General features: G+C 71.2%; 27 protein-coding genes and 4 tRNA genes. 11 read left to right on the top strand and 20 right to left on the bottom strand.

Annotated features, from left to right (window positions below; all coding sequences use genetic code 11):
• Window positions 1-139: 139 nt before the first annotated feature.
• From pdxS to thrS, 6 genes are all read right to left on the bottom strand, one after another.
• The gene (gene pdxS, locus ACJ5H2_RS09415; RefSeq protein ID WP_408899304.1) at window positions 140-1,033 is read right to left on the bottom strand and encodes a pyridoxal 5'-phosphate synthase lyase subunit PdxS; all 894 of its coding nucleotides are present in this window, start codon (window positions 1,031-1,033) and stop codon (window positions 140-142) included.
• Between the two features lie 31 nt (window positions 1,034-1,064).
• Window positions 1,065-1,727 carry a phosphatidylinositol phosphate synthase gene (pgsA, locus tag ACJ5H2_RS09410; protein ID WP_408899303.1) on the bottom strand — a complete coding sequence of 221 codons (663 nt, stop codon included), beginning with the start codon at window positions 1,725-1,727 and terminating at the stop codon, window positions 1,065-1,067.
• A gap of 22 nt (window positions 1,728-1,749) precedes the next feature.
• Window positions 1,750-2,250 carry an HIT family protein gene (locus ACJ5H2_RS09405; protein WP_408899612.1) on the bottom strand — a complete coding sequence of 167 codons (501 nt, stop codon included), beginning with the start codon at window positions 2,248-2,250 and terminating at the stop codon, window positions 1,750-1,752.
• A 44-nt stretch (window positions 2,251-2,294) separates the two neighbouring features.
• Complete coding sequence (locus ACJ5H2_RS09400) at window positions 2,295-3,029, bottom strand: TetR/AcrR family transcriptional regulator (RefSeq protein WP_408899302.1); 735 nt, start codon at window positions 3,027-3,029, stop codon at window positions 2,295-2,297.
• A gap of 40 nt (window positions 3,030-3,069) precedes the next feature.
• The gene (locus ACJ5H2_RS09395; protein ID WP_408899301.1) at window positions 3,070-3,912 is read right to left on the bottom strand and encodes a hypothetical protein; all 843 of its coding nucleotides are present in this window, start codon (window positions 3,910-3,912) and stop codon (window positions 3,070-3,072) included.
• A 155-nt stretch (window positions 3,913-4,067) separates the two neighbouring features.
• On the bottom strand, window positions 4,068-6,041 hold the full coding sequence (thrS, locus tag ACJ5H2_RS09390; protein ID WP_408899611.1) for a threonine--tRNA ligase: 1,974 nt from the start codon (window positions 6,039-6,041) through the stop codon (window positions 4,068-4,070).
• Between the two features lie 164 nt (window positions 6,042-6,205).
• Here thrS and ACJ5H2_RS09385 point away from each other — a divergent pair, with 164 nt between their 5' ends.
• Together ACJ5H2_RS09385 and ACJ5H2_RS09380 are read left to right on the top strand one after the other, a co-directional pair.
• Window positions 6,206-6,757 carry a Dps family protein gene (locus ACJ5H2_RS09385; protein ID WP_408899300.1) on the top strand — a complete coding sequence of 184 codons (552 nt, stop codon included), beginning with the start codon at window positions 6,206-6,208 and terminating at the stop codon, window positions 6,755-6,757.
• A 25-nt stretch (window positions 6,758-6,782) separates the two neighbouring features.
• Window positions 6,783-7,409, top strand: a complete 627-nt coding sequence (locus ACJ5H2_RS09380; RefSeq protein ID WP_408899299.1) for a class I SAM-dependent methyltransferase — start codon at window positions 6,783-6,785, stop codon at window positions 7,407-7,409.
• A gap of 68 nt (window positions 7,410-7,477) precedes the next feature.
• Here ACJ5H2_RS09380 and ACJ5H2_RS09375 read toward each other — a convergent pair.
• Both ACJ5H2_RS09375 and ACJ5H2_RS09370 read right to left on the bottom strand, forming a co-directional pair.
• Window positions 7,478-7,549 (bottom strand) — tRNA-Val (locus tag ACJ5H2_RS09375).
• 90 nt (window positions 7,550-7,639) lie between these two features.
• Entirely contained in the window at window positions 7,640-9,493 is a 1,854-nt protein-coding gene (locus tag ACJ5H2_RS09370; protein WP_408899298.1) for an NAD(P)-binding domain-containing protein, read from the bottom strand.
• Between the two features lie 93 nt (window positions 9,494-9,586).
• Between ACJ5H2_RS09370 and ACJ5H2_RS09365 the strand changes: the two genes are divergently transcribed.
• Entirely contained in the window at window positions 9,587-10,753 is a 1,167-nt protein-coding gene (locus ACJ5H2_RS09365; protein ID WP_408899297.1) for a GAF domain-containing protein, read from the top strand.
• A gap of 3 nt (window positions 10,754-10,756) precedes the next feature.
• Here ACJ5H2_RS09365 and ACJ5H2_RS09360 read toward each other — a convergent pair whose 3' ends face one another.
• Window positions 10,757-11,584 carry an aminotransferase class IV gene (locus ACJ5H2_RS09360; protein WP_408899296.1) on the bottom strand — a complete coding sequence of 276 codons (828 nt, stop codon included), beginning with the start codon at window positions 11,582-11,584 and terminating at the stop codon, window positions 10,757-10,759.
• Window positions 11,585-11,753: 169 nt separating this feature from the next.
• Between ACJ5H2_RS09360 and ACJ5H2_RS09355 the strand changes: the two genes are divergently transcribed.
• The 3 genes from ACJ5H2_RS09355 (at window position 11,754) to ACJ5H2_RS09345 (ending at window position 12,039) form a co-directional block, all read left to right on the top strand.
• Window positions 11,754-11,826: transfer RNA gene (locus tag ACJ5H2_RS09355), tRNA-Gly, on the top strand.
• 50 nt (window positions 11,827-11,876) lie between these two features.
• Window positions 11,877-11,950, top strand: a tRNA-Cys gene (locus tag ACJ5H2_RS09350).
• Between the two features lie 14 nt (window positions 11,951-11,964).
• Window positions 11,965-12,039, top strand: a tRNA-Val gene (locus ACJ5H2_RS09345).
• Between the two features lie 130 nt (window positions 12,040-12,169).
• On the opposite strand, the gene ACJ5H2_RS09340 is transcribed toward ACJ5H2_RS09345, so the two are convergent.
• Window positions 12,170-12,829: a hypothetical protein gene (locus tag ACJ5H2_RS09340; RefSeq protein WP_408899295.1), complete on the bottom strand. Its 660-nt coding sequence runs from the start codon at window positions 12,827-12,829 to the stop codon at window positions 12,170-12,172.
• A gap of 122 nt (window positions 12,830-12,951) precedes the next feature.
• Between ACJ5H2_RS09340 and ACJ5H2_RS09335 the strand changes: the two genes are divergently transcribed.
• Both ACJ5H2_RS09335 and ACJ5H2_RS09330 read left to right on the top strand, forming a co-directional pair.
• Window positions 12,952-13,542, top strand: a complete 591-nt coding sequence (locus ACJ5H2_RS09335; protein ID WP_408899294.1) for a hypothetical protein — start codon at window positions 12,952-12,954, stop codon at window positions 13,540-13,542.
• Between the two features lie 271 nt (window positions 13,543-13,813).
• Window positions 13,814-14,533, top strand: coding sequence for a hypothetical protein (locus ACJ5H2_RS09330; protein WP_408899293.1), 720 nt, complete (start codon window positions 13,814-13,816; stop codon window positions 14,531-14,533).
• A gap of 206 nt (window positions 14,534-14,739) precedes the next feature.
• Here ACJ5H2_RS09330 and ACJ5H2_RS09325 read toward each other — a convergent pair whose 3' ends face one another.
• The 8 genes from ACJ5H2_RS09325 to ACJ5H2_RS09290 form a co-directional block, all read right to left on the bottom strand.
• Window positions 14,740-15,033 carry a hypothetical protein gene (locus ACJ5H2_RS09325; RefSeq protein WP_408899292.1) on the bottom strand — a complete coding sequence of 98 codons (294 nt, stop codon included), beginning with the start codon at window positions 15,031-15,033 and terminating at the stop codon, window positions 14,740-14,742.
• Complete coding sequence (locus tag ACJ5H2_RS09320) at window positions 15,030-15,461, bottom strand: hypothetical protein (protein WP_408899291.1); 432 nt, start codon at window positions 15,459-15,461, stop codon at window positions 15,030-15,032. Before ACJ5H2_RS09320 ends, ACJ5H2_RS09325 begins: the two co-directional genes overlap by 4 nt.
• Window positions 15,458-16,105, bottom strand: a complete 648-nt coding sequence (locus tag ACJ5H2_RS09315) for a site-specific integrase (protein WP_408899290.1) — start codon at window positions 16,103-16,105, stop codon at window positions 15,458-15,460. Before ACJ5H2_RS09315 ends, ACJ5H2_RS09320 begins: the two co-directional genes overlap by 4 nt.
• A gap of 84 nt (window positions 16,106-16,189) precedes the next feature.
• Window positions 16,190-16,594, bottom strand: a complete 405-nt coding sequence (locus tag ACJ5H2_RS09310; RefSeq protein ID WP_408899289.1) for a YjbQ family protein — start codon at window positions 16,592-16,594, stop codon at window positions 16,190-16,192.
• A 513-nt stretch (window positions 16,595-17,107) separates the two neighbouring features.
• Window positions 17,108-17,317, bottom strand: a complete 210-nt coding sequence (locus ACJ5H2_RS09305; protein WP_408899288.1) for a hypothetical protein — start codon at window positions 17,315-17,317, stop codon at window positions 17,108-17,110.
• A 70-nt stretch (window positions 17,318-17,387) separates the two neighbouring features.
• Window positions 17,388-17,855 carry a hypothetical protein gene (locus ACJ5H2_RS09300; protein ID WP_408899287.1) on the bottom strand — a complete coding sequence of 156 codons (468 nt, stop codon included), beginning with the start codon at window positions 17,853-17,855 and terminating at the stop codon, window positions 17,388-17,390.
• A gap of 79 nt (window positions 17,856-17,934) precedes the next feature.
• Entirely contained in the window at window positions 17,935-19,050 is a 1,116-nt protein-coding gene (locus ACJ5H2_RS09295) for a potassium channel family protein (RefSeq protein ID WP_408899286.1), read from the bottom strand.
• Between the two features lie 10 nt (window positions 19,051-19,060).
• Window positions 19,061-20,011 (bottom strand): YihY/virulence factor BrkB family protein, encoded by a 951-nt coding sequence (locus ACJ5H2_RS09290; RefSeq protein WP_408899285.1) that lies wholly within the window; start codon window positions 20,009-20,011, stop codon window positions 19,061-19,063.
• Between the two features lie 119 nt (window positions 20,012-20,130).
• Here ACJ5H2_RS09290 and ACJ5H2_RS09285 point away from each other — a divergent pair, with 119 nt between their 5' ends.
• Window positions 20,131-21,261, top strand: a complete 1,131-nt coding sequence (locus ACJ5H2_RS09285; RefSeq protein WP_408899284.1) for a phosphotransferase — start codon at window positions 20,131-20,133, stop codon at window positions 21,259-21,261.
• Here the strand turns inward: ACJ5H2_RS09285 and ACJ5H2_RS09280 are convergent.
• Complete coding sequence (locus ACJ5H2_RS09280) at window positions 21,249-22,652, bottom strand: cation:dicarboxylate symporter family transporter (RefSeq protein WP_408899283.1); 1,404 nt, start codon at window positions 22,650-22,652, stop codon at window positions 21,249-21,251. The genes ACJ5H2_RS09285 and ACJ5H2_RS09280 overlap by 13 nt on opposite strands.
• Before the next feature lie 131 nt (window positions 22,653-22,783).
• Between ACJ5H2_RS09280 and ACJ5H2_RS09275 the strand changes: the two genes are divergently transcribed.
• Together ACJ5H2_RS09275 and ACJ5H2_RS09270 are read left to right on the top strand one after the other, a co-directional pair.
• Complete coding sequence (locus tag ACJ5H2_RS09275) at window positions 22,784-24,382, top strand: ATP-binding protein (RefSeq protein WP_408899282.1); 1,599 nt, start codon at window positions 22,784-22,786, stop codon at window positions 24,380-24,382.
• The gene (locus tag ACJ5H2_RS09270; protein WP_408899281.1) at window positions 24,379-25,071 is read left to right on the top strand and encodes a response regulator; all 693 of its coding nucleotides are present in this window, start codon (window positions 24,379-24,381) and stop codon (window positions 25,069-25,071) included. The genes ACJ5H2_RS09275 and ACJ5H2_RS09270 overlap by 4 nt, the downstream gene beginning before the upstream one ends.
• Window positions 25,072-25,085: 14 nt before the next feature.
• Here ACJ5H2_RS09270 and ACJ5H2_RS09265 read toward each other — a convergent pair whose 3' ends face one another.
• Window positions 25,086-26,537, bottom strand: coding sequence for a glycine hydroxymethyltransferase (locus tag ACJ5H2_RS09265; RefSeq protein WP_408899280.1), 1,452 nt, complete (start codon window positions 26,535-26,537; stop codon window positions 25,086-25,088).
• Window positions 26,538-26,848: the final 311 nt, after the last annotated feature.

The raw sequence follows: 26,848 nt of genomic DNA, 5'->3' as shown, positions 1-26,848 counted from the left end.
ACGAAGGGGACCACGCATCGACAGGCCCGCGGAGCGGAATCGGGACCAAAGGCCCGTAATTTTACCGAGGGTGTGACGGCACCCACGTGCCCTCACACCCTCGGGTGTCGTCTCAGGGGCGGACGGCGTCCGCCCCGACTCACCAGCCGCGCTCGGCGAGGCGGTGCGGCTGGGGCAGCTCCTCGACGTTGATGCCGACCATCGCCTCGCCCAGGCCGCGCGAGACCTTGGCCACCACGTCGGGGTCGTCGAAGAAGGTCGTGGCCTTCACGATGGCCTCGGCCCGCTGCGCGGGGTTGCCGGACTTGAAGATGCCCGAGCCGACGAACACGCCCTCGGCGCCGAGCTGCATCATCATCGCCGCGTCGGCGGGAGTGGCGATGCCGCCCGCCGTGAACAGCACCACCGGCAGCTTGCCGGTGCGGGCGACCTCGACGACCAGGTCGTAGGGCGCCTGCAGCTCCTTCGCGGCGACGTACAGCTCGTCGTCGGCCAGCGAGCCGAGCCGCCGGATCTCGGCGCGGATGGTGCGCATGTGGGTCACCGCGTTGGACACGTCGCCCGTGCCAGCCTCGCCCTTGGAGCGGATCATCGCGGCACCCTCGGTGATCCGGCGCAGCGCCTCGCCGAGGTTGGTCGCACCGCACACGAAGGGGACGGTGAAGGCCCACTTGTCGATGTGGTTGGCGTAGTCGGCCGGGGTGAGGACCTCGGACTCGTCGATGTAGTCGACGCCGAGCGACTGCAGGACCTGCGCCTCGGCGAAGTGGCCGATCCGGGCCTTGGCCATCACCGGGATCGAGACGGCCTCGATGATGCCGTCGATCATGTCGGGGTCGCTCATCCGCGACACCCCGCCCTGGGCGCGGATGTCCGCGGGGACCCGCTCCAGCGCCATCACGGCGACCGCGCCGGCGTCCTCGGCGATCTTGGCCTGCTCGGGGGTGACCACATCCATGATCACGCCGCCCTTGAGCATCTCGGCCATGCCGCGCTTGACCCGGGTGGTGCCGTGCTCCTGCTGCTCGCTCATGGCTGCGATTCTACGGCCGCGAGCGGCGTCACTACGCCGGGGGCTCCCCCGCGGACGGACCCCCGTCACGGAGCTCGAGGGCGACCGCCTGGCGGCGTACCTTCAGCACCCGGAAGGCCACGGTGTAGGTGCTCGCGAAGGCCAGCGCCCACAGGGTCGCGTGCATGAGGATCGGCAGGTCGAGGAGGTCGCCGAGCCCGGTCATGACCAGGATCGCGACCAGCCGGTCGGCCCGCTCGGCGATGCCGCCCTTGGCGTCCATCCCGAGCGACTCGGCGCGGGCCCGGGCGTAGGAGGTGACCGAGCCCATCACCAGGCACCACAGGGTCACGCACAGGTAGAGATAGCTGTCGCCCTGGCCGGCGCCGGTGCCGGCGAAGTAGAGGGCGAGCCCTCCGAAGATGGCGCCGTCGCCGATCCGGTCCAGCGTGGAGTCCCAGAACGCGCCGAACGGCGAGACCCGGCCGGTCTCGCGGGCCATCCGGCCGTCGATCAGGTCGCTGAAGACGAACGCCGTGATGACCAGGACGCCGACCAGGAGCTCCCCCTGCGGGAAGAAGACCAGGGCGCCGGCACTGACGCCGAGGGTGCCGACGAGGGTCACCGCGTCCGGGCTGATGCCCAGCCGGATGAACAGCCGCACCACGGGGTGCAGCACGGTCCCGGCCCAGAACTCCTTGAAGCGATCCAACACGGGGCGAGAACCTACTCGATCGTCAGGTCGCCGGCGCCATCTGCCAGGCGGTCGCGAGCAGGTCCCGGGTCTCACCCAGCAGCTGCGGCAGGGTCTTGGTGCCGCCGATGACGGTCATGAAGTTCGCGTCGCCCGACCACCGGGGTACGACGTGCTGGTGCAGGTGCCCGGAGAGCGAGCCGCCGGCGGCGCCGCCGAGGTTGAGGCCGATGTTGAAGGCGTGCGGCTGGGACACCGCCCGGATGGTGCGCAGCGCCGCCTTGGTCAAGGCCGTCACCTCGTCGGTCTCCTCGTCGTCGAGGTCGAGGTAGTCGGCGACGTGGCGGTAGGGCAGGACCATCAGATGCCCGGGGTTGTACGGGTAGAGGTTGAGCACGACATAGGCCGTGCGGCCCCGGACGACCACGAGCTCGTCGTCGGTGGAGGTGGCGGGGTCCGGCGTGATCCGGCAGAACGGGCAGGCCGGACGCGGGTCGGCGTGCGCCGGCTGCTCGTCCGGGCCGTCGCCGCGCACGTAGGCCATCCGGTGCGGCGTCCAGAGCCGCTCCAGGCCGTCGGGACCGCCCGTCACGCCTTGTCCTGCACGTCGGTCGGCCCGAGCGCCTGGAGCAGGTCCGAGACCGGGAGGTCCGGCAGGTTGAGGCCTCGCGACAGCGCCATGCCGTTGATCTGCAGCCAGATCGACTCCGACAGGATGCTGATGCAGGTCTCGATGCCCGGCTCGCGCACGTCGCGCTCCAGCCAGCGACGGACGGCGGCGAAGACGGCGCCGATCATCCCGAACACCCAGGGGTCGAGCGCGGCGCGGTCGTCCTCGCTCAGCTCGACGCCGAGGGCGGCGACGACGATCGCCATGATCCCCTCGATGCTCTCCGCGACCTGCTCGACCGCCTGGCTCAGCGGGCTCGGGCCCCAGCCGGCGAGGTCGCGCTCGGCGAACCAGTACAGCGTGGGGTGGGCCTCGGCCCAGCGCACGAAGCTGCCGACGATGCGGTGGATGATCTGGTCCGGCGTGCCGTCGTACGACAGTGCGGGGAGCAGCTCGTTCCCGACCTGCTCGCAGATCGCGCGCTGCACGGCCCGGTCGAGGTCGGAGCGGTCCTCGAAATGACGGTAGATGACGGTGCGGCTCATCCGCGCCTCGTCGGCCACGGCCTGCACCTGGAACTCCTCGCCCGGCGCCTGGCGCTCCAGGACGGCGATGGCGGCGTCGATGATCACCTGCCGGCGCACCTGGTTGTGCTCCTGCCAGCGCCGGCGGCGCCCGTCGAGGGGCTCCGCGTCCACACCTTCCGAGGTCATTGGCAAACCCTCTCACGTCCGCTTCGGAGCGCGCGGCCGGCTAGGAGAACCGGTGGAACCAGCGTCCGAGGTCGGCCGCGATCCCCGGGCAGGTCAGGTTCTGGTCGCGCTGCTGCTCCACCCACTGTCCCATGACAGCCATGCCGCCCTGGATCGACCAGTCCGGACCGCACCGGCGCAGCGCCTCGGCACGGGAGGTCTGGCCGGCCGCCCGCCACTCCGGCACGCCGCCCAGGCTCAGGTCGCCGACGACCCGGCGGTAGAGGCTCGGTGTGGAGTACACCCCGATCCGGAAGCCGGCGTCGGTGTAGCCGCGGGCCACCCCCTCGATGACGGCCGCGTTGGCCCGCAGGTCGCTGCTCCACTCGAACAGGGGGACCGGCTCGATGTCGATCCACACGATGGGGCTCACCAGGCCGACCTGGCCCATGGTGCCGATGTTGAAGCGCGCCTGCTGGTAGCCGACGTTGCGCAGCCGGCCGAGCCGGTCGCTCGCGTCGTACGGCCCGTCGGCGCCGTACTCCTCCAGGAGCGCCTTGCTCGGATAGCTCGACACGGCGTAGACGGCGACCAGCACGTCGTTGTCCTTGGCCCACTGCACCTGGTCGGACAGGCAGGGGTTGGGCGTGAAGCCGGGGCCGTTGGTCAGCCCCAGGACGACGTACTCGGCCTCGGGCAGCGGCATGGGCATGCCCAGGCCCTGCTTCTCGGGGATGCCGGTCCCCGGCGGGCACTGCGGCCAGCTCACGTCGGCACCCAGCACCTCACCGTCGCGCCGCGCGATGTCGCTCGTCGGCCGGCCGCTCTCGCGCGCCGCCTCCTCCGCCAGCTTGGCCAGGTCGCTGGCGTCGGCCCCCGGGTCGCCCGCGTCGCCGGCCGGCACCCCGTCGGTGGCGGGGGCGCTGGTGGGCGGCGTGCTGGCCGGCGGCCGGGGTGGCGCACCCGACGGCGAGCTGCCGTCGCCGCATCCGGCGAGGACGGCCGCGAGCGCGGCGAGGGCACACGCCAGGCGCGCCCGGCGCCCGCCGCCGCCGATGGCTAGACCTGCTCGCGGGCGGCCACGGCCGCGACGACGCGCTGGACCGCCTCGGCGATCGGAACGCCGTTGTCCTGACGGCCGTCGCGGTAGCGGAAGCTGACGGCACCCGCCTCGACGTCCTGGTCGCCGGCGATCACCATGAACGGCACCTTCTGCAGCTGCGCGTTGCGGATCTTCTTCTGCATCCGGTCGTCCGACTCGTCCACCTCGACCCGGATGCCGTGCTTGCGCAGCTCGGCGGCCACCTCGTAGAGGTAGTCCACATGGCGCTCGGCGATCGGGATGCCCTGCACCTGGACCGGGGCCAGCCACGGAGGGAAGGCGCCGGCGTAGTGCTCGACGAGGACACCGAGGAAGCGCTCGATCGAGCCGAACTTCGCCGAGTGGATCATCACCGGCTGCTGCTTGGACCCGTCCGGTGAGGTGTACTCGAGCCCGAAGCGCGCCGGCTGGTTGAAGTCGTACTGGACCGTTCCCATCTGCCAGGTGCGCCCGATGGCGTCCTTGGCCTGGACGGAGATCTTCGGGCCGTAGAACGCGGCGCCGCCGGGGTCGGGCACGAGCTCGAGCCCGGTCTCCGCGGCGACCTCCTCCAGCACCCTCGTCGCGGTCGCCCAGTCCTCGTCGGAGCCCACGAACTTCTCGGGCTTGGAGTCGTCGCGGGTGGACAGCTCGAGGTAGAAGTCGTCGAGTCCGAAGTCCTTGAGCACGCCGAGCATGAAGCCCAGGAGGTGCTTGACCTCGGCCGGCGCCTGCTCGGGGGTGCAGTAGGAGTGCGAGTCGTCCTGCGCGAAGCCGCGGACCCGGGTCAGGCCGTGGATGACGCCGGACTTCTCGTAGCGGTAGACGCTCCCGAACTCGAACAGCCGCAGCGGCAGCTCGCGGTAGGAGCGCCCCCGGCTGCTGAAGATCAGGTTGTGCATCGGGCAGTTCATCGCCTTCAGCTGGTAGTTCGCGCCCTCGAACTCCATCGGCGGGAACATGGTGTCGGCGTAGTAGGGCAGGTGGCCCGAGGTGTGGAACAGCCCGTCCTTGGTGATGTGCGGGGTGCCGACGTACGAGAAGCCCTCCTCGATGTGGCGCTGGCGGACGTAGTCCTCCATCTCCCGCTTGATCACGCCGCCCTTGGGATGGAACACCGGCAGGCCCGAGCCGATCTCGTCGGGGAAGCTGAACAGGTCGAGCTCGCGACCGAGCTTGCGGTGGTCGCGACGCTCGGCCTCCTCGAGGCGGTGGAGATGCTCCTCGAGCGCCTCCTTGCTCGGCCAGGCGGTGCCGTAGATGCGCTGCAGCTGCTTGTTCTTCTCGTCGCCGCGCCAGTACGCCGCCGCACTGCGCATCAGCTTGAACGCGGGGATCCGCTTGGTGGTCGGCAGGTGCGGGCCACGGCACAGGTCCTTCCACGCGACCTCGCCGTTGCGGTTGATGTTGTCGTAGATGGTGAGCTCGCCACCGCCCACCTCCGCGCTCGCGCCCTCCGCGGCGTCGGCGGCCGAGCCCTTCAGCCCGATCAGCTCGACCTTGTAGGGCTCGTCGGCCAGCTCGACCAGCGCGTCCTCGTCGGTGGTGACCCGGCGCTCGAAGCGCTGGTTCTCCTTGATGATCTTGCGCATCGCGGTCTCGAGCCTGGCGAGGTCCTCGGGCACGAACGGCGTCTCGACGTCGAAGTCGTAGTAGAAGCCGTCCTGGATCGGCGGGCCGATGCCGAGCTTGGCCTCGGGGAAGAGCTGCTGGACCGCCTGCGCGAGCACGTGCGCGGTCGAGTGCCGGAGGATGTCGAGACCGTCGGGGCTGCCGATCAGCACACCCTCGACCTCGTCGCCGTCGGCGAGCTCGTAGGAGAGGTCCTTCAGCTCCCCGCCGACCCGGGCCGCGATGACGTCGGCGTCGTCGCGGAACAGCTCCCAGGCCTTGGTGCCCTCCGTGACCGTCGACTCCCCCCGCGCATCGGGGGTGAGGACGGCGACCTTGATGTCGGACACGGAAGAGCTCCCTCGGAGTGGTTCGTGGGTGACGGCGCGGCCGGTCGCAGCGCCGGGTGTCGATCGTACCGAGCGGGGGCGGCCGGTCGCGCGGCAGTTCGGCGAGCCCACCGCGCCGACCGTCTGAACCCGCCGCGACCGAGTACCGGAGGACCATGGCACGCAACCAGACCCTGCACTTCACGACCCCCGGCCTCGACGAGGCCACCGCGCAGCGCGTCGTCGAGCTGCTCCAGAGCCGGCTCGACGCCTGCACGGACCTGCACCTGACCCTCAAGCACGTGCACTGGAACGTCGTCGGCCCGCACTTCATCGCGGTGCACGAGATGCTCGACCCACAGGTCGACACCGTGCGCGGCTTCGCCGACGACCTCGCCGAGCGGATCGCGACCCTCGGCGGCGCCCCCCAGGGCACGGCCGGCGGCCTCGTCGCGCGCCGCGCCTGGGACGACTACGACATCGGCCGCGCCACGACCCAGCAGCACCTGGCGGCCCTGGACGTCGTCTACCAGGGCGTGATCTCCACCTACCGCGAGGGCATCAAGGAGCTCGACGAGCTCGACCTGGTCACCCAGGACATGTTCATCTCCCAGACCGAGCAGCTCGAGCTCTTCCACTGGTTCATCCGGGCGCACCTGGAGGACACCGGCGGCCGGCTGAGCACCGAGGGCGCCACGACGGAGAAGGACGCCGCCGCCGAGGCGTGAGCCGCGCGCGCCGTACGCTCGGCGCATGCGGTTCTGGGAAGAGCGCGTCGTGCCCGTACTGGTCGACCGGGCACTGTCCACTGCGCCGGTCCACGAGGAGCGCGCGGCGGCCTGTGCCGGCCTTGCCGGACGGGTGCTCGAGGTGGGCTTCGGGTCCGGCCTCAACATCGGCCACTACCCCGCCGGCGTCACCGAGGTCGCCGCGGTGGAGCCGTCCGACCGCGGCTGGGAGCTCTCGGCGCGCCGGCGGGCGGGCGCGTTGGTGGCGGTGACGCGGATCGGGCTGGACGGGCAGGACATCGCGGCCGAGGACCATGGCTTCGACCAGGCCCTCATCACCTTCTCGCTGTGCACCATCCCCGACCCGGCACGGGCTCTGCGAGAGGTGCGTCGTCTCGTGCGCCCCGGCGGCACGCTGGCCTTCCTCGAGCACGGCCTGTCCCCCGACCCGCGGGTGGCGCGCTGGCAGCACCGCCTCGACCCGGTCGAGCGCCGCGTGGCCGGCGGCTGCCATCTCAGCCGGGACGTGCCCGCGCTCCTCGAGAGCGCCGGCCTCGTGATCGACACCCTGCGCACGGCGTACCTGCCCGGACCGGCGGTCAGCCGGCCCTGGGGATATCTGTACCGCGGCACGGCCGCGACACCCGGCTGAGCGACCGGAGCGATCCTCGACACGACGCAGCCCCCGGCCCGCTGTGGGCCGGGGGCTGTGTGCTGCGGTGGGCGATACTGGGTTCGAACCAGTGACCTCTTCGGTGTGAACGAAGCGCGCTACCACTGCGCCAATCGCCCGGGACGGACCCGAAGGATCCGCGGTCGGAGACTCTAACGCATCGCGCGACGCGGTTCACATCGGGACCTCCCCCGACGCTCCAGCACGCCTCAGCCGAGGTGGTGCACCTCCTGCAGCCGGTGCACGGGGGTGTCGATGCCGACATGGCGCGCCTTGAGCTGCAGGGCCAGGTAGAGCGAGTAGTGGCGCGACTGGTGCAGGTTGCCGCCGTGGAACCAGAGGTTCTCCTGCTGGGTCGGCTTCCACATGTTGCGCTGCTCGCCCTCCCACGGTCCCGGGTCCTTCGTGGTGTCCGAGCCCAGGCCCCACACCTTGCCCACCTTGTCCGCGACCTCCTGACTGATCAGGTCCGCGGCCCAGCCGTTCATCGAGCCGTAGCCGGTGGCGTAGACGACGAGGTCGGCGGGGAGCTCGGTGCCGTCGGCGAGCACGACCGACGTCTCGGTCAGCCGGTCGACCTGGCCCTTGGCGAGCTTGACCTCGCCGTTCGCCACCAGCTCGGCGGCGCCGACGTCGATGTAGTAGCCCGAGCCGCGGCGCAGGTACTTCATGAACAGCCCGGACCCGTCGTCGCCCCAGTCGAGGTCGAAGCCGGCCGCCTCCATCCGCTCGTAGAAGTCCTTGTCGCGCTCGCGCATCTGCTCGTAGAGCGGGATCTGGAACTCGTGCATGATCTTGTAGGGCAGCGACGCGAAGACCAGGTCGGCCTTCTCCGTCGTCATGCCGGCCTCGAGGGCCCGCTCGGAGTACAGGTCGCCGAGCCCGATGTCCATCAGGGTGTCGCTCTTGACGATGTGCGTCGAGGAGCGCTGCACCATCGTCACGTCGGCCCCGTGCTCCCACAGCGCACCGCAGATGTCGAAGGCCGAGTTGTTGCTCCCGATGACGACGCACCGCTTGCCGGCGTACGCGTCGGGTCCGGGGTGCTGCGAGGAGTGGTGCTGCTCTCCCTGGAAGACGTCCCTGCCGGGGAGGTCGGGGACGTTCGGCTTGCCCGACATGCCGGTCGCCATCACCAGGTGCGTGGGCTTGAGCACGAGCGGCCGGCCCTCGCGCTCGAGGTGGACGGTCCACTCCCCCGCGTCCTCGTCGTACGACGCCTTGGTCGCGACGGTGTTCGACCAGTAGGGCACCTCCATCACGCGGGTGTAGAACTCCAGCCAGTCGCCGACCTTGTCCTTGGGCGCGAAGACCGGCCAGTTGTCCGGGAACTTGAGATAGGGCAGGTGGTCGTACCAGACCGGGTCGTGCAGGCACAGCGACTTGTAGCGGTTGCGCCACTGGTCGCCCGGGCGCGGGTGCTTGTCGACGACCAGCGCCGGTACGTCGAGCTGCCGCAGCCGCGCGCCGAGGGCGATGCCGCCCTGGCCCCCGCCGACGACGAGCACGTAGGGCTGGGTGTCGACGCCGAGCGACGCCTCCTCGGCCTGGCGCCGCTCGAGCCAGGTCACCCGGTCCTTCCTGGCACCGTGCTCGGCCCCCATCGGCCGTCGCACGCCCCGGGGCTCCTCATGGCCCTTGAGCTCGTAGAGAGTGGTGAGGAAGGTCCACGCCCTCGGGCCGGCTCCGTCGCCGGGGTCGACGAGGCGCACCAGGCCGCGGCCGCGACCGACCGCGGTCTCGAACTCGAACCAGGCGGTGGTCACGCCGTCCGCGGTCGTCGCCGGCTCGGTGAGCCGGAAGCCGCGCGGGTCCACCCGGTCCAGGGTGTCGGTGAGGAGGTCGGCGACACCCTCGGGGTTCTCCACCGTGGTGAGGTTCCAGGAGAACGCGACGAGGTCGCGCCAGAAGCTGGTCGAGGCGAACAGGCCCGCGGCGCGGGCGACGTCGCGGGCGGTCAGGGCGTCCTCGAAGGCCGCGAACCACGCCGTGGCGGGGTCGGACGGAGCGTCGAGGTGGTCGGTGTCGGCCGTCGTGACGGGCCGGTCGTCGAGCTGGGTCATGCCGAGAAGGAGACTGCGCCCGCCGAGCGGGCCGGAAGCGTTGCACGTTGTTGCATGTGGCCCCGGTCACACGGGCCCGCCTACTGTGGAGCCATGGCCACGCACGACCTCGCGATGCGGGCCCGCGACCTGGTCCGGATCCACGACGCGGTGCTCTCCGGCTCCTCGCCGCCCGCGCGGCCACGGGCGGTGGTGGCCCGGTCCTGGACGCGGGTGCTGAGCCTCGGGATCGACCCGGACGGCCGCAACGGCCGCGACCCGCTGCCGCCCTCCGACGTCGAGGAGAGGCGGCGTACGTCGCGGCTCTCGCTGGTCATCGACGAGATCCGCGAGCTGCTGCTCAGCGCCGCCGACGCGTCGAACTACCTCGTCGTGGTCGCCGACGCCGAGGGCGTCGTACTGTGGCGCAGCGGGTCGCCGCGGGTGAAGCGCCAGGCCGACGGGCTCGGCTTCACCGACGGCGCGACCTGGACCGAGGCGAGCGTCGGCACGAACGCCATCGGCACCGCGCTCGCGGAGTCCGCGCCGGTGCAGCTCTTCTCCGCCGAGCACTTCGAGAACGCTCAGGTCCCCTGGTACTGCACCGCCTCCCCGATCCACGACCCCATCGACGGCTCGCTGCTCGGCATCGTCGACGTCAGCGGCCCCGCACTCACGCTCCACCCGGCGATCGAGGCGCTCGTCACCGCGTCCGTACGGCTGGCGGAGGCGCGCCTGTGGCGCCACCACGAGGAGCGGCTCGAGCAGCTGCGACGGACGGCGGAGCCGCTGCTGTCCGGCGCCAACGGCCCGCTGCTCGTGGTCGACGACCACGGCTGGGTGGCGGCGCACCAGGGCGTGGCCGTGCGCGACCGGGTCGAGGCGCCGCAGCCGGATCGCGCGCTCGCCGTCCCCGGGCTCGGGCTCTGCCTGCCCGAGCGACTGCGCGGTGGCTGGCTGATCCGCCCCTCGTCGTCCGCGCACGTCCTGGACGCCGTCCTCGACCGCGGCGGCGCGCCCGCGACGCTCGAGGTGCGCGGGGGCGACGCACCCTGGCGGGTGGCCCTCACGCCCCGTCACGCGGAGCTGCTGGCCGCCGTCGCGGCGGCCGGGCCGGCCGGAGTGTCGGCGGGCCAGCTGAGCCACCGGATCTACGGCGACGGCGAGCACCAGGTGACCGTGCGCGCCGAGATCTCCCGGATGCGGCGCGTCCTCGGCGCACTGCTGGCGACGAATCCCTACCGCCTCGGCGACGGGGTGTCGCTGACGGTGGTGGGCTGAGCGTCAGCGGTCCAGGCCGAGGAGCTCGGCCTCCCGCTCGCGCCACGCGGCCGCGGCCCTGCGGGTCACCGGACCGGGGGCGGGCAGCTCACGGTCGTCCCAGCGGTGGACGCCCTGCACGTCGCGGGTCGTGGACACCAGGAAGATCTCGTCGGCTCGGGCGGCGACCTCCATCGGCTCGTCGACCTCGGTCGCGCCGAACCACTCGAGGACCAGTGCCCGGGTGACGCCGGCCAGGCATCCGCTCGCCAGCGTCGGCGTGCGGAGCTCGCCGTCCACCACGTAGAAGACGTTGGTGCCGGTCCCCTCGCACAGGTGGCCCGCCAGGTTCGCGAAGACCGCCTCGCTCGCGCCCCGCTCCCGGGCCGCGGCGAGGGCGACCACGTTCTCGGCGTACGACGTCGTCTTCAGGCCGGCCAGCGCCCCGCGCTCGTTGCGCGGCCACGGCACCGTGACCACGGCGGTGGTCTCCGGCGCGGGGTCCATCGGCGCCGCGACGACGATGACGGTCAGCGGGTCGTCACCGCGTCCGCTGCCCAACGGCGCATTGCCGCCGGTGACGGTGATCCGCAGCCGGCCGAGCTCCATCGGCTCGCCGTCCAGCACGGCCGCCACCCCTCGTCGTACGTCGTCGACGTCGAGGCCGCGCAGGCCCAGTCCCGCCGCCGAGCGCTCGAGCCGGTCGAGATGGCGCTGCAGCGCGAACGGCTGCCCGCCGACGACCTTGACCGCCTCGAACACCGCGTCCCCCACAGTCAGCCCGTGGTCGGTCACCGGCACCGCCGGCGACCTCGGGTCGGACAGGACCTGGCCGTTGATCCACACGCGCATGGCACCAGCCTAGGAGGGCCCTTGGGAGGTCCGCGCGAGCCCCGGCGACGGCCGCCGGAGAGGGTGCGACATGCCGGAGGGCACCCCGGTTTTGGCGCCGTTCACCGGATCGGCTAATGTTCTCAACCGCACCGCAGAGCGGGTCGAGAGGCCGGCGAAATGGTGCGAAGCGGACGTAGCTCAGTTGGTAGAGCGCAACCTTGCCAAGGTTGAGGTCGCGAGTTCGAGCCTCGTCGTCCGCTCGGAGTGGTCAGACCCACTGGCTGACCAGGCCAGTGTGTCCGGCCGCCACGGTGGGTTGGCCGAGAGGCGAGGCAACGGACTGCAAATCCGTGTACACGGGTTCAAATCCCGTACCCACCTCCACCACAACTCCACAGGGGCGATTGGCGCAGCGGTAGCGCGCTTCCTTGACACGGAAGAGGTCACTGGTTCAAACCCAGTATCGCCCACCACGTTTCCGCAGGTCAGAGCAGGGTTTTCGGATCCGGATCTAAGATCGGGAACATACGGGGAACAAGGAGCGGCCAAATTTGGCCGCTCCTGTCCTTGTTTTCGGGATGCTGCGCTTCAACAGACCGCGCCTCAACGAGGTGCAACATGCGGGTCCGGCCAGCGCTCGTCACAGTCGTCGCACAACGTGATCCAGACAGTGCGGCCGTCTCGAAGCGAGCCCCGCCGTCCGCACGACTCGCAGACCGTCGCCGATCGCTGTTCGAACTTGTCGACGATCGCGGCGACGCGAGCACGATCGGCGTCGGTGTGGCTGCTGTCGCCTCCGCGCAGCGTGGCCTGGTATGCCAGGACACCGAACTTCTGCTTAATCGCGTAGAAGCGGTAGTCCGGGAACTCGTCGGCAAGACGCGCGTGGCATTCCTCGATGAGTCCACGCCAGCCCTCCCCAACAAAGACGATCTCGAAGTCAGGAGCGATGGAGTGTGGGCGCAGCGATGCGATGAGCGATGGGCTGTTGGCAGGGTCGAGCACCCACATGAGCACATCGTCGCAGGCGCAGCACCAAGCGTGGCCTGACCGGGCGCATTGAATCAGCGCCAGTTTCCGACGGGCTGCGCGTCGATGAAGCGCTCGATCGAGTCGGCCTTGATCCGGAGGGTCTTGCGACCGAGGGCGTACGGCTTCGAGCTGACCGTCGGCGATGTAGCGCCGGACGGTCCGCGTCGACACGGCAAGCGCGTCGGCGGCGTCGCCGAGCGTGACGAGGCGTCGGGTGATGGTGGCAGGCATGGCGGGCTCCGAGGTCGTGGCGGACGCCGTTCGTCCGCTCTTGTCCCTCAAGGCCGCGCGGTTCTGCCGAGTGGCCACGCGATCGCCCGAGCAAGACCGGTCAGACTCGATACGGTCGGTTCGTGGCACTCGACCCCAAGCTGAGCGAAGCCCTGGCCATCTTGACCGAGGCGAGGTCGCTCTACTGGCAGCGCGATCGCGACACTCCCTGGACCCGCGACGAGAGCCTCGAGCGCGCGCTGGCAGATGCCTGGGCAGCAGTGACAGCGAAGGTCGATCAGCAGGAACTCGTCGTACCGGTGTCCGGCCCACCCCAGTGCAACGTTGGCGCGCCGACCCCGGTTCTCGTAGCGGGGGTCGAAGGAACATCGGTCGCCTACGACCGACAGGACAGTGAGCGATGCCTCCTGACCTTCCGCAACGTCGACTCGGTGCTCTTCGGAGGTAGCAACGACGAGGCCCTCAATGGGCACCGGCTCTGGGGCCGTGGTCTCGAGCCGTACGCCTTCCAAGAAGTCATCAACTCGGCTTGGATCGCGCAACGGGAGCGCGAGAACTCTGTCCACGACTACCACCGCGGCGGATGGCATGCGCGCTTGCGGCACTTCATCTACACGTTCCACGACGAGACGTTCGAGTGCATCGCAGCCGACTTCGTCGTCGATGACCGGGACAATGCATCGCCTACTGCGATGGCCGCTCTGTCGATGTAGTTGCGGTTCGGCGTACGACCGCCCGGGCAATCCGTTGGCTGGTGCCGCTCGACACGCTCGTTTCCGCGTTCGAGCGAGCCGACTCGCCGGAGGCGATCCACGAGTCGTACCCACCGTGGCGCTCGGCGACATCGACGCGATCTTCACCTACTGCGTACGCCATCGCCACGAGGTGAACCTCTACCTCGCTGAGCGAGCCGAGCAACGCGCTGCTGCCCGGGCCACGGTGGAGCGGCTGTTCCCGCGGTCCGCGTAGAGCATCCTTCTGCCCGTGAAGAAATCTCGCAGCCTGCTGCCGATCCTCATCGGCGCGCTGATGGCTGTTTCGGCATGCTCAGTCGTGACGAACGATGACGAAACCGAGCCGGGCTCGCCAAACGGGCCAGAGTTCACGACCACGTTCACGCGCATCGCGGAAAACGGCTACATCGACATGGGCCTCGACTTCGAGAATCCGACGACCGAAGCGGTCACCATCGACGGTCAACTTGTCGCGCGCGACGCCAGCGGCACTGTGCTTCCCGATGTACGGGTCACGACCGCCTTCGGGACGGAGTCCGGTCGCGCGGTTGTCTTCCCTGGCGTGAACGTCGACTTCGTGCAACTCGAAGGCCGCGAGGAACAGCAGGTCCGCGAGATCACGCTGGAGAGCGCCGAGGTGACCGTTCTCGACGTGGCTCCTGAGACGCAGTACGTCGAACTGAAGCCGCTCGATGGACAGGGCAGGGAGCTCGAGTACGACATGAGTGCTGAGCAGATCAGTCTGGAGAACCCGAACCCCTTCCCGGTGCGGATCCGCATTGTCCTGATGGTTCTGCGCGCGCCGCAGGAAGGGATTCCGCAGGAAGCTTCCCTCGTCCGCGACGTGACCACTGTCGAGGCAAAGGCGTCGGGGAACACGATCGTCGATCTGGACGAGCGGACTCGTTCACTGCTGCGCGAGCACGGACTCACATCATTCGTGACCTTGCGTCCCGTATTGGCGCCGTAATGGCCCGGCGCCGCCGGCAGGGAGCCGGCGGGGCTCAATCCTGAGGCACGGTGTTGTTGTCCTCTGTCGCTGCGGACCGAGTGCCCTCGTCGGTCAGCGACGCGTAGTGAGCTCTGAAGACCCGCTCGGCGTCGCGGCCTTCCGAGCCATGCGGTCTCGCCGCTCCTGGGCGTACTCCGCAAAGGGCTTGGCCATGGGTCGTCCGCTCAGGCGTGGTGCGCAGTGAAGCGCTCGATGGCCGCCTGATACTCCTCGATCGCTCCGGGGAGCAGTTCGATGTGGACGACCGTGCCGTCGGCCTTGGCCACCAGGTCGATGACCTGGCCCATCGCCAGGTCTTCGCCGTCGCGCAGAGTGAGGACTGCCCCGGGCACGATCTGCTGGGGCTCGCGGGCTTCGTCGAGCCACACCCAGATGTAACCGGTCTCGTCCTCGTTGGCGAAGTCGGCTTCGAGGTCGACCCGGTGGTCGGCCACGTCAGCCATGTTCTGAGTTGTCATCGGGGCCTCCTTCCAGGTCTCCGCTTCCAGTATGGATTGTCCCTGATCTCACCCAGGGCGTCCATGAACGCCTGGTAGTCGGGGCCGCCAGGGCCACTGAACAGCACCGTCCAGTGCGGCGCCTTGAAGGTCGGGAGCAGGCGAAAACCTGCCAGGTCGCTGCTCCTGATCCGGTAATAGCGACGCCGGACATCCATCTTGGTCGCCAGGACCCACGGCTCGCTCTCATCGGAAGCGGCGAAGACCGAGATCCCCCAGCAGCCTTCGCCGGCGTATGTGTAACGGCGGTGGAGGCGAAGCGCCTGCCGCTTCAGCACGTCAACGTTGTCCTTCTCGTCGCCGGCACGCAGAAGCAGGACCAGGTCGTCGGGGTCTTCGTCCGGACGCAAGGCATCCTCCAACGCATCTTTCCCCGGGGGCTCGGTCACGCTTCGACCCTTCCATCAGGCTCCGACACCAACGCCGAGAGTCGGCGGGCGATCTCGGCGTCGCGGTCGGCGGCGGCGTGCTGGTACCGCATCGCTGCACCGGGGGTGGAGTGGCCGAGTCGGCCCATGAGCTCGGCGAGGGTCGCGCCGGTCTGGGCGGCGAGGACGGCGCCGGTGTGGCGGAGGTCGTGCCAGCGGAGATCGGGGCGACCGGCCTTCTTCCGAGCCGGGTAGTAGACCTTGTAGAGCGTCGACGGCGCCATGGGGGCGTTGCCGTCGGCCGCGGCCGGGAAGAGGAGCGCGTCCTTCCCCGTGGCGACGTGGTTCTTCAGGTGCGCCTTGACGACTGGGATCAGGTGCGGCGGGATCGCGACGTCGCGGACGCCCGCGTCCGACTTGGGCGAGCCGACGATGAACTTCCCGCCGGCACGGACCACGGCACGACGGATGTTGACCCGGTTGTTGCGCAGGTCGATGTCGCCGCGGCGCAGCTCGGCACGGATGTGCGCCGGGTTGTACGGGATCAGCGGCTTCGGCCGTTCCAGCTGGCCGTCGGGACCCGTGTAGGCGGCGCGGTAGCGACCGGAGTTCCGCCGCTCGATCCGCCCGAAGCCACGGCGGGCGCTACTGGTTGCGCGAGCCATCTAATGTCCTCCCAGTATCGCCCACCAGCACCACGAAGGCCTCCTGACCTGCGAAGACTCGCAGCCAGGGGGCCTTCTTCGTGCTCACCCCGCCAGGAAGCTGAAGCGCACCTCGCGCTCGTGGTTGTCGACGTTGAGGTCGACCAGGCAGATGCTCTGCCAGGTGCCGAGGGCGAGCCGGCCGCCGAGCACGGGCACGCTCGCGTACGGCGGCACGAGGGCGGGCAGCACGTGGGAGCGGCCGTGGCCGCGACTGCCGTGGCGGTGCAGCCAGCGGTCGTCGGCGGGCAGCAGGGTCCCGAGGGTCGAGAGGAGGTCGTCGTCGCTGCCGGCGCCGGTCTCCAGGATCGCGAGGCCGCAGGTGGCATGGGGCACGAAGACGTGGAGCAGTCCGTCCCCGCGCGCGGAGACGAAGGCCGTGCAGTCGCGGGTCAGGTCGAGGACGACGTCGCGGTCGCCCGTGCGGTAGGTCCGGGTCTCGGTGTCCATCGACCCATCATCGAGGTGTCGTCGCCCACTCCGCCGCAGGCGCGCTCTTCCCGCGACGGAGCAGGCACCCGGATGTCCCGGGTCCGACAGGCGCTCAGCGGTCTCCCGGAGAGCACCCGCCCATGGTCAGGCAGAGTGGGGACGCCTCACCACGGCCGGCCCGCGACAGGGAACGGTCGCGCGCCGGGGAAGGAGGGACGCAGGGAGCCGCTGGACGTCGCACGATGGACATGGGCGGATCCCTTCTCGTCGCAACCGCCTCGATCCCGAGCGCTCGGCAGGTCCTGACTCACCATAGGTCCGCCGCGCCACGACCCGAGCGGACTTCGCGAATGCTTTACCCGCGCGAGCAAGAACGCCCTGCCCGGGCAGGCCGGGCAGGGCGTCCCGTGCCCGGCGAGTGTGGGGTTCGTCGGGCACGCTGTGGTTGGGGAACCGAGCCCGAGGCTAGTGGCTCGCGCCGTCCCCGCGAGGCGAAATCGGACAGATCGGCGCGCCGATGTGCCCTGCGCTTCACCCCGCGGTCGAACCCGCCCTCGGCTCGGGCATCGCGGGTCGCAGCGCGGTCGCGGCGAGCCATTCGGTGACCGCCCGCCCCTCGCGGTCGACGTACGACACCAGGCCCTCCCAGCCGGCCTCCGTCGAGCGCCAGTCGAGCACCAGGCCCGGGAGCTCGACGGGCACGAACGCCAGCCTGACCCAGACATGCCGCACCCCCGCCATGGCGTCATGTTAGAACATGTGTTCGAACACCGGGCGGGGGTGTGGCGGGTTCAGCGGATGCGGCCGGGCCTCACGCCTGGGTGCCGTTGACCCGCGGCTCCACGAGCGGGTCGCTGGGGTCGAGGGAGCCGCTCGTGTCGGTCTCCTCCTCGACGGCCCGGGGGTACGACGGGGCGCTCGACGGGGCCGCGTGGGTGGGACCGCTCCCCTTGCGGCGCTTGGCCGCCATCACGCCGACGATGCCGGCGATCCCGAGCGTCAGCAGCACGAGCAGCGCCTTGCGGCTGCGGCGGTGCGGCTGCGGCAGACGGTCGGAGACGGCGTCCGGGAGCCGGTCCACGACCTGGTCGGGCAGGTGCCGGCTCAGCATCTCGGCCGCGTGGGCGCCCTTCTCGGCGGCGACGGCGCGGCCCTTGTGGACCAGCGGCGGCGTCCTCTCGGCGACGGTCTGGACGGCTGACTCGACTTCGGGCACGACGGCGTCGACGAGATCGCGCAGGTCGTCCCTCAGCAGTTCGGCCGTGCTCTTGCGATGCATGGTGCCTCCTCCTCGGATTCGGACTACGCACGCGCAGTACCCGATCCCCCACGGGCAACCCGGGGAGGCCGACGGCGACTCAGTCCTGGTCGGCGGCGAAGTCCTCGTTGTGGGTGCCGGGGCGCGGGGCCCACGGCAGCTCCTTCGCCGGTCGTACGACGATCAGCCGGTCGCCGCGCGCGAGCAGCGTGACGACCGGGTCGAAGTAGCGGTAGACCTTCTCGTCGCGGACCACCGCGATCACCTGGTCGGGCAGCGACTGGGGCGGCATGCCGACCTCGTTGACGAGCAGCTCCCGCTCGGCGACCTCGAGGCCCTCGCCGTAGGTCAGCAGGTCCTCCATCACCGAGCCGAGGGTCGGCGAGAGCGTGGAGAGGCCCAGGAGGCGGCCGACCGCGTCGGAGGAGGTGATCACCGAGTCGGCGCCGGACTGGCGCATCAGCGGGGCGTTCTCCTGCTCGCTCACGGACGCGACGATCCACGCGTCGGGGTTGAGCTGGCGCACGGTGAGGGCGGCGAGGACGTTGGAGTCGTCGCGGCCGGTGGTGATGATGACCTGGTCGGCCTCGGCCACGCCGGCGCGCTGGAGCACCCCGCGCCGGGTGGCGTCGCCGGTGATGACGGCGAGCTGGTCGGCGTGCGCGTCGGCCAGGGCGACCGGGCTCGGGTCGACCACGACCACGTGCTCGCGGTCGAGGCCGTTGTTGACCAGGGTCTCGACGGCGCTGCGGCCCTTGGTGCCGTAGCCGATCACCACGACGTGGTGTCCCATCTGGTTCCTCCATCGGGAGATGCGGAAGAGCTCGCGGCTGCGCTGGGCCAGGACCTCGAGGGTGGTGCCGATCAACAGCACGAGGAAGCCGATGCGGGCCGGGGTGATGATGAACGCGTTGACGAGCCGTGCAGGGTCGCTGACCGGCGCGATGTCGCCGTAGCCGGTCGTGCTGAGTGTGACCGTCGTGTAGTAGATGGCGTCGATCAGCGAGATCGTGCCGTAGGGGTCCTCGGCGGTGGCGTCTCCGGCGTCGCGGTAGCCCTCGCGGTCGAAGTACACCAGGAGCACCGTGCCGACGAGGATGCCGAGAGCCAGCAGCAGCCGACGGCCCAGCTCCCACCACGGCGAGCGGGTGCGCTCGGGCAGCGCGACCTGCCCCGTGAGGGGGGTCTCGGCCGGTCCTCCGCTCAGCGCGCCCACGGCCCGGAACCTACTCCACCGCGTCCGTGGGACGTCGCAGGAGGCGCGCGACCAGCTCCCGGCGCGCCCGTTGGGTGGCCTCCTGCGGGAACACCTCGTCGAAGGCGGCGTTCACGCCCGCGCCGATGAGCACGGCGAGCGCGGCGATGTAGAGCCACACCAAGATGGCGATCGGCGCGGCCAGCGGGCCGTAGATGGAGTGCGAGTCCTCGGCGGTCACGGTGAGCACCCACCGCAGGAGATAGGAGCCGACGATCCAGCTCACCAGGGAGAACACCGCGCCGGGCAGGTTGAAGCTCCAGCTGGTCCGCACCGGGACGGAGACGTGGTAGAGCGTGGCGAGGAAGCACACGCACAGCACGACGATCAGCGGCCAGTAGAAGCCCATCAGGAACTCGGCGCGGTTCGGCAGCCAGGACCGGACCAGCCGCGGGCCCGCGACGACCAGCGGGAGCGTGACCGCCCCGGTGACCACGGCGAGGATGTACAGCACGAAGGACAGCGCGCGGGTGCGGACGATCCCGCGGTGCCCGCCGAGCCCGTGCATGATCGTGATGGTGTCGACGAAGACGTTGAGCGCGCGCGATCCGGACCACAGGGCGAGCACGAAGCCGAGCGAGATGACGTCGAACCGCCCGCCGCGCAGCACGTCGTCCATCGTCGGCTTGATGACCTTGTTGACCGCGGTGTCGGTGAGGAAGCGCGAGAACAGCTCGACCACGGCGCGTCGCACCTCCTCGACCTGGGCCGCGGTGAAGTGCTCGGTGACGTAGCCGACGCCGCCGGCGAGGGCGAAGATCAGCGGCGGCACCGAGACCACGGCGAAGAAGGCCGCCTCCGCGGCGAGGCCCGTGACCCGGTAGCGCAGGCACGAGCTGACCGTGGTGACGACCAGGCGCCACACCAGGTGGGCGAGCCGTCGGAGCCGCGGCACGCGCCGGGTCTCCGCATCGTCGGCCATGGGCGTCACGCTATCCGGCGCGAGCCGGTGCGCCGGGGATCCCCACGGCCCTACGATCGGGTGATCTGCATCGCTCGGGCGGGCCGCAGAGGAGTGCCGCACCCGCTCAGGAGGCCACCGTGCACGACCGCACCGCCCTCGGGCCCGCCGACGTCCGCGACGACGTGCTCGCGGCGATGGTCGCGGACCTCCTCGGGGTCGAGGACGCCGAGCCGACCTCGTCGCTCGCCGTCCCGGTCGACTACGAGCTCCCGGCGATCACGACCGGCGGACGCTGGTGGGTCAGCGGCACCGCCGCCGTCGACGGGCACGCGCGTCCGTTCCGGATGTTCGTCAAGCACGTCCACGAGTGGTCCCGCTCGCCGCTCTTCGCGTCGGTCCCACCGGAGGTGAGGGACTGGGCGGCCGGGATGGTGCCGTGGCGCACCGAGGGGGCGGTCTACCGGTCCGACCTCGGCGATCGGCTTCCCGCGGGCCTCGCGCTCCCGCGGGCGGTCGGCGTGCACGACATCGACGACGGCGCCTACGCCGTGTGGCTCGAGGTGGTGCCGACCGTCGCGGCGCCGTGGGACCTGGCCCGCTACCGGCACGCGGCGCACCTGCTCGGCCGGCTCGCCGGGAGCCACCGGGTGCGCGAGCTCGCCGACATCGGCGGGCACGCGTGGGACATCAGCCGGTACGTCGAGGGGCGGCTCGGCCACCAGGTGCTCCCGATCCTCGGCAGCGAGGAGATCTGGCGCCATCCCCTGGTGGCGGAGTCCTTCGGCCCGCTCCGGCCGCGCCTGCTCCAGGCGCTCGATCGCCTTCCCGCCCTCTGCGACGAGCTGCTCGCCCTGCCGGTGCTCGTCGGGCACGGCGACGCGTGCCCCAACAACCTGCTGGTGCGTCCCGACCGCGACGGCTTCACCCTCATCGACTTCGGGTTCTTCATGGCGCTGCCCGTCGGCTTCGACCTCGGCCAGCTCCTGGTCGGCGAGATCCAGCTGGGGCGCGGGCGCGCCGACGGACTGGCCGCGCGCGACGAGGCCTGCCTCATGTCGTACGTCGAGGGGCTGGCGGCGGAGGGCGTCGACCTCGACCCGGTCACGGTGCGGCGTGCCCACGCGCTGCATCTGCTCATCTTCAGCGGCCTCTCCGCGATCCCCTTCGAGCACCTCGACGCCGAGCCCACGGACGCGCTGCAGGCGATGGCCGCCACGAGGGCGGCCATCGCCCGCTACAGCCTGGACCTCCTGGATCAGACGGGCTGAGGCGCGCGGCCCGCACGGTCGACCGGCTCCCCCGCCGGTTCCCCCACCGGCACCCCCACCGGCTCCCCCACCGGCTGATGGTCGTCGACCATGGTCGTCTCGTCGAAGGGGTCGTCGCCGGACAGCGCGCGCGCCATCTGCTCGCGGTCGATGCTGCCGGTCCAGTGGCCGACGAGCACGGTGCCGACGGCGTTGCCGGCGAAGTTCGTGAGCGCGCGGGCCTCGGACATGAAGCGGTCGATGCCGACGATCAGGCCGACACCGTCGACCAGCTCCGGGCGGTGCGACTGCAGGCCGCCGGCCAGAACGGCCATGCCGGAGCCGGTCACGCCGGCCGCGCCCTTCGCGGCGATCATCATGAACAGCAGCAGCGAGACCTGCTCGCCGAGGGCGAGCGGCGTGCCGACCGCCTCGGCGATGAAGATCGACGCCATCGTCAGGTAGATCGCGGTGCCGTCGAGGTTGAAGGAGTAGCCGGTCGGGACGACGACCCCGACGGTGGTCTTGTCGACGCCGGCGTGCTCGAGCTTGGCGATGACGCGCGGCAGCGCCGACTCCGAGGACGAGGTGGCCAGGATCAGCAGGAACTCGCGGCCCAGGTAGCGCAGCAGGGCGAAGATGTTCAGCCCCGTCGTCACCTTGAGCAGCAGGCCCAGGACGACGAAGACGAACAGCACGCAGGTGACGTAGAAGCCCACCATGAGCACGGCAAGGCTCTTGAGCGCGTCGGCGCCGCCGGTGGCCACGACCGCCGCCATCGCGCCGAAGGCGCCGACGGGTGCCGCCCACATGATCATGCCGAGCAGCCGGAACACCAGGCGCTGGACGTGGCCGACGACCGCGAGCACCGGTGCGCCGGCCGCGCCCATCCGCTGCAGTGCGAAGCCGACGAGCAGCGCGACGAGCAGCGTCTGCAGCACGCTGCCGCTGGTCAGCGAGCTGAACAGCGAGTCCGGGATGATGCCGAGCAGGAACGCCGTGGTGTCCGCGTGCCCCTCGGCCGCCTTCTCCTGGGCCAGCGCGGCGCCGTCGGCCGTGACGTGCAGCCCGTCGCCCGGGTGCAGGAAGTTGCCGACGACCATGCCGATCGACAGGGCGACGGTCGACATGACGAGGAAGTAGCCGAGTGCCAGGCCGCCGACCCGGCCGACCTTGGCCGCGCTGGCGACCGAGCCGACGCCGAGCACGATCGTGCAGAAGATGATCGGCTGGATCATCATCTTGATCAGGTTCACGAAGCCCTCGCCGAGTGGCTTGAGCTCGACGGCGAAGGTCGGGAACAGCAGTCCCGTGGCGATGCCGAGCATGACCGCGCCGATGACGGCGAGGTAGAGGTAGTGGGTGGCGCGCGAGCCGTGCCTGGGCTGCGCCGCCGTGCTGGTGGTGGTCATGGTTCCTCCTGGTCCGGGCCGCGGGGGCCACCGGCCACTCTGGTCGCGGGCGTGACGACCGTCACCGTTGTGTTCGTTGTGTTCGTGGCACACGTCACAGGGCACGGCCCGTGGTGGGCGAGAATGGCCGGGTGCCGCGTCTCCGCCTGCTCCGCGACCGACCGGTCGCCCGCCAGGTCCTGGTGCTGCAGGTCGGCACGGTGCTGCTGCTGGTCCTGACCGGCATCCTGCTGGCGTCGTACGACGCCCGGCGCGACGCGCGCAGCCGCGCGACCCAGCGCGCGGTCGCCGTCGCGCAGACGGTCGCCGACGCGCCCACCGTGCGCGAGGCGCTGGCCACCCCCGACCCGACGGCCCGGCTGCAGCCGTGGACCGAGGAGGTCCGACGCGACACCGACACCGACTTCGTCGTCGTCATGGGCCTGGACCGGACGCGCTTCACCCACACCGACCCCGACCAGATCGGCGGCCGGTTCGTCGGCGACCTCGGCGACGCGCCGCAGGGCGAGCTGTTCACCCAGGAGTACACGGGGACGCTCGGGCCGTCGGTGCGTGCGGTGGTCCCCGTCGAGGACGACGGCCGGGTCGTCGCGCTCGTCTCGGTGGGGATCACCGTCAGCGACATCAACCGCGGGCTGCGTCGCGACGTCACCGTGGTGGTGCTCTGCGGCGTCCTGGTGCTGCTGGGGGGCCTCGTCGGCGCCTGGCTGCTCGGACGGCGGCTGCACCGCGTCACCCACGGCATGGGCGAGCGGGAGCTCGCGCGGATGTACGAGTACTACTCGGCGGTCCTGCACTCGGTGCGCGAGGGGCTGCTGCTGCTCGACGGGGCCGGTCGGGTCCAGCTGGTCAACGACGAGGCACGCCGGCTGCTCGCGCTGCCCGAGGACGTGGTCGGCCGCCCGATCGAGGAGCTCGGCCTGGCGCCCGCCCTGGTCGCCGCCGCCCGCGGCCGCACCGCCGAGTCGGACGACCTGTACCTCGCCGGGGAGCGGATCCTCGTGGTCTCCTCCGCGCCCGCGCGCTGGGACGGCCGCGACGTCGGCTCGGTCGTCACGCTGCGCGACCACACCGAGCTGCGCTCGGTGACCGGAGAGCTCGAGGTCGTCCGCCGGCTCACCGAGTCCCTGCGCTCGCAGAACCACGAGTCCGCCAACCGCCTGCACACCGTCGTCTCCCTCATCGAGATGGGCCGCGCCGAGGAGGCGGTCGACTTCGCCACGTCCGAGCTCCACGTCGCCCAGCTGCTGACCGACCGGGTCGTCGGGGCGGTGGACGACCCGGTGGTGGCCGCGCTGCTGCTCGGCAAGTCCGCCGAGGCCGCCGAGCGCGGCGTCGAGCTCGTGGTCACGGGGACCGTGCCGGAGGGCAGCGGCGTCCCGCCCCGCGACCTCGTCACGGTCGTCGGCAACCTCGTGGACAACGCGCTGGACGCGGTGGCGGACGCCGACCCGCGCCGGATCGAGGTCGCCTTCGCCGGTGAGGGAAGCGCACTCGTCGTCCGGGTCGGGGACAGCGGCCCGGGCCTCAGCCCCGGCGACGCGGAGCGCGTGCTGGACCGGGGCTGGACCACCAAGGCCTCCCCCGGCACCGGCCGCGGTCTGGGCCTCGCGCTGGTCGTGCAGACCGCCCGCCGGCACGGGGGCGGGGTCGAGGTCGGCACCTCGCCGCTCGGCGGCGCCGAGTTCACGGTCACCCTGCGTCCGCGCACCCCGGTGGAGAGCACGTGAGCGTCCGGGTGCTCGTCGTGGAGGACGAGGAGCTGGCGGCCGAGGCGCACGCCTCGTACGTCGAGCGGGTGCCCGGCTTCGCGCTCGCCGGGGTCGCGCGCTCGGCGCGCGAGGCGGCCCGGGCGCTCGACGCGGCACGCGAGGCAGGCGCGCCGGTCGACCTCGTGCTCCTCGACATGAACCTGCCCGACACCCACGGCCTCGGGCTCCTGGCCGGCCTGCGGGCCGCCGGCCACCTGTGCGACGTGATCGCCGTGACCGCCGCCCGGGACACCCAGGTCGTGCGCCAGGCGGTCGGCCAGGGGGTCGTGCTCTACCTGCTCAAGCCGTTCACGTTCGCGACCTTCCGCGCCAAGCTGCAGCAGTACGCCGCGTACCGGGCCGAGCTGGACGCGGCGCCGGCCGAGGTGGTGCAGGACGAGGTCGACCGGCTGCTCGGCTCGCTGCGGCCCAGTGCGACCGCGCCCCTGCCCAAGGGGATGAGCGCGGAGACGCTGCGCGCGGTGACGGCCGCCCTGCGCGAGGCAGACGGTGAGCTCTCGGCGAGCGAGGTGGCGGCCGCGGTGGGCAGCTCGCGGGTGACGGCGCGGCGCTATCTCGAGCATCTCGCCGACCAGGGGCTCGCCGCCCGCGGCCTGAGATACGGCGCGGGCGGCGGGCGGCCCGAGGTCAGCTACTCCTGGCGGTGAGCCTGGCGACCAGCTCAGGCCAGGTCGAGGCCCGGGTACAGCGGGTGCTTGTCGAGCAGCTCGGCCGACGCGGCGTGCACCTTGTCGGCGACCCCGTCGGCGAGCACGTACGAGGCCTTCGACGGCGCGCCCGCGGACGTCGTACCGGGCTGGGTGTTCTTCAGCACCTCGACGATGAGCTCGGCGACGACGTCGAACTCGGCCGCGCCGAAGCCGCGGCTCGTCAGCGCCGGCGTGCCGATCCGGATGCCGGAGGTGTACCACGCGCCGTTGGGGTCGGACGGGACGGAGTTGCGGTTGGTGACCACGCCGGCGTCCAGCAGGGCCGACTCGGCCTGGCGGCCGGTGAGGCCGAACGAGCTGACGTCGAGCAGCACGATGTGGTTGTCGGTGCCGTCGGTGACCAGCTTGGTGCCGCGCTTCATCAGGCCCTCGGCGAGCGCCTTGGCGTTGTCGGCGATGTCCTGGGCGTAGGACTGGAAGGCAGCGGTCCGGGCCTCGGCGAAGGCGACGGCCTTGGCGGCCATGACGTGCGAGAGCGGGCCGCCGAGCACCATGGGGCAGCCGCGGTCGACGCTCGGGGCGTACTCCTTGGTGGCCAGGATGAAGCCGCCGCGCGGACCGCGCAGCGACTTGTGCGACGTGCTCGTGACGACGTGCGCGTGGGGCACCGGGTCCTCGTCGCCGGTGAACACCTTGCCGGCGACCAGGCCGGCGAAGTGGGCCATGTCGACCATGAGCGTGGCGCCGACCTCGTCGGCGATCTCGCGCATCTTGGCGAAGTTCACGCGCCGCGGGTACGCCGAGTAGCCGGCGACCAGGATGAGCGGCTTGAACTCCTTCGCCTTCGCACGCAGCGCGTCGTAGTCGACCAGGCCGGTCTCCGGGTCGGTGCCGTACTGGTTCTGGTGGAACATCTTGCCGCTGATGTTGGGACGGAAGCCGTGGGTCAGGTGCCCGCCCGCGTCGAGGCTCATGCCCAGCAGGCGCTGGTTGCCCAGCTCGTGGCGCAGCCGCTCCCAGTCGGCCTCGGAGAGGTCGTTCATGTTCTTCACGCCGGCGTCCTGGAGCCACGGGCCCTCGACGCGGTGCGCCAGGATCGCCCAGTACGCCGTCAGGTTGGCGTCGATGCCGGAGTGCGGCTGGACGTAGGCGTACTCGGCGCCGAACAGCTCACGCGCGTGCTCGGCCGCGAGCGACTCGACGGTGTCGACGTTCTGGCAGCCCGCGTAGAAGCGGTGGCCGACCGTTCCCTCGGCGTACTTGTCGCTGAACCAGGTGCCCATGGTGAGCAGCACGGCGGGCGAGGCGTAGTTCTCGCTCGCGATCAGCTTGAGCGAGGCTCGCTGGTCGGCGAGCTCCTGGCGCGTCGCGTCCGCGATGCGCGGCTCGACGGAGGCGATGACCTCCAAGGCCTGGCGGTAGGCGCTGCTGACGAGGTCGCCGTTGAGGGAGTTGTCGCTCATGGCGCACAGCGTAGTGCCGGGCCGCCGCTGGCGCGCTGGCAGGCAGCACCTCGTGTGACGTGCGTCGCAGATGCCGCTCGCGCCACCCGTACAGGCGGAGGATCTGTCCACATTGTGGGAACGGCATCCAAATATTGAGATCAGCATTTGTGGCGCCGTCGTCCGAGGGATGAGACTCGTTGACATGGTCACTGCTGCCACCCATGCGCACCTCGTGGTTCGACGCCACGTGGACTTCGGGCGCACGCGCAGCATGATGTGTTGGCCCCGCTGACGTTGCCGCCGCATCCACCCGAGCCACGCGCCTGAGG

This window comes from Nocardioides pymetrozini (assembly GCF_046058985.1).
Classification (GTDB): domain Bacteria; phylum Actinomycetota; class Actinomycetes; order Propionibacteriales; family Nocardioidaceae; genus Nocardioides.
This window is presented reverse-complemented; position numbering and strand designations above follow the sequence as displayed.

Coding starts and splice junctions, on each gene's coding strand:
- pdxS (WP_408899304.1), bottom strand. CDS start 1,033: ATGAGCGAGCAGCAGGAGCACGGCACCACCCGGGTCAAGCGCGGCATG.
- ACJ5H2_RS09405 (WP_408899612.1), bottom strand. CDS start 2,250: ATGGCCTACGTGCGCGGCGACGGCCCGGACGAGCAGCCGGCGCACGCC.
- ACJ5H2_RS09400 (WP_408899302.1), bottom strand. CDS start 3,029: ATGACCTCGGAAGGTGTGGACGCGGAGCCCCTCGACGGGCGCCGCCGG.
- ACJ5H2_RS09385 (WP_408899300.1), top strand. CDS start 6,206: ATGGCACGCAACCAGACCCTGCACTTCACGACCCCCGGCCTCGACGAG.
- ACJ5H2_RS09380 (WP_408899299.1), top strand. CDS start 6,783: ATGCGGTTCTGGGAAGAGCGCGTCGTGCCCGTACTGGTCGACCGGGCA.
- ACJ5H2_RS09370 (WP_408899298.1), bottom strand. CDS start 9,493: ATGACCCAGCTCGACGACCGGCCCGTCACGACGGCCGACACCGACCAC.
- ACJ5H2_RS09365 (WP_408899297.1), top strand. CDS start 9,587: ATGGCCACGCACGACCTCGCGATGCGGGCCCGCGACCTGGTCCGGATC.
- ACJ5H2_RS09360 (WP_408899296.1), bottom strand. CDS start 11,584: ATGCGCGTGTGGATCAACGGCCAGGTCCTGTCCGACCCGAGGTCGCCG.
- ACJ5H2_RS09340 (WP_408899295.1), bottom strand. CDS start 12,829: ATGCCTGCCACCATCACCCGACGCCTCGTCACGCTCGGCGACGCCGCC.
- ACJ5H2_RS09325 (WP_408899292.1), bottom strand. CDS start 15,033: ATGACAACTCAGAACATGGCTGACGTGGCCGACCACCGGGTCGACCTC.
- ACJ5H2_RS09315 (WP_408899290.1), bottom strand. CDS start 16,105: ATGGCTCGCGCAACCAGTAGCGCCCGCCGTGGCTTCGGGCGGATCGAG.
- ACJ5H2_RS09310 (WP_408899289.1), bottom strand. CDS start 16,594: ATGGACACCGAGACCCGGACCTACCGCACGGGCGACCGCGACGTCGTC.
- ACJ5H2_RS09305 (WP_408899288.1), bottom strand. CDS start 17,317: ATGGCGGGGGTGCGGCATGTCTGGGTCAGGCTGGCGTTCGTGCCCGTC.
- ACJ5H2_RS09300 (WP_408899287.1), bottom strand. CDS start 17,855: ATGCATCGCAAGAGCACGGCCGAACTGCTGAGGGACGACCTGCGCGAT.
- ACJ5H2_RS09290 (WP_408899285.1), bottom strand. CDS start 20,011: ATGGCCGACGATGCGGAGACCCGGCGCGTGCCGCGGCTCCGACGGCTC.
- ACJ5H2_RS09280 (WP_408899283.1), bottom strand. CDS start 22,652: ATGACCACCACCAGCACGGCGGCGCAGCCCAGGCACGGCTCGCGCGCC.
- ACJ5H2_RS09265 (WP_408899280.1), bottom strand. CDS start 26,537: ATGAGCGACAACTCCCTCAACGGCGACCTCGTCAGCAGCGCCTACCGC.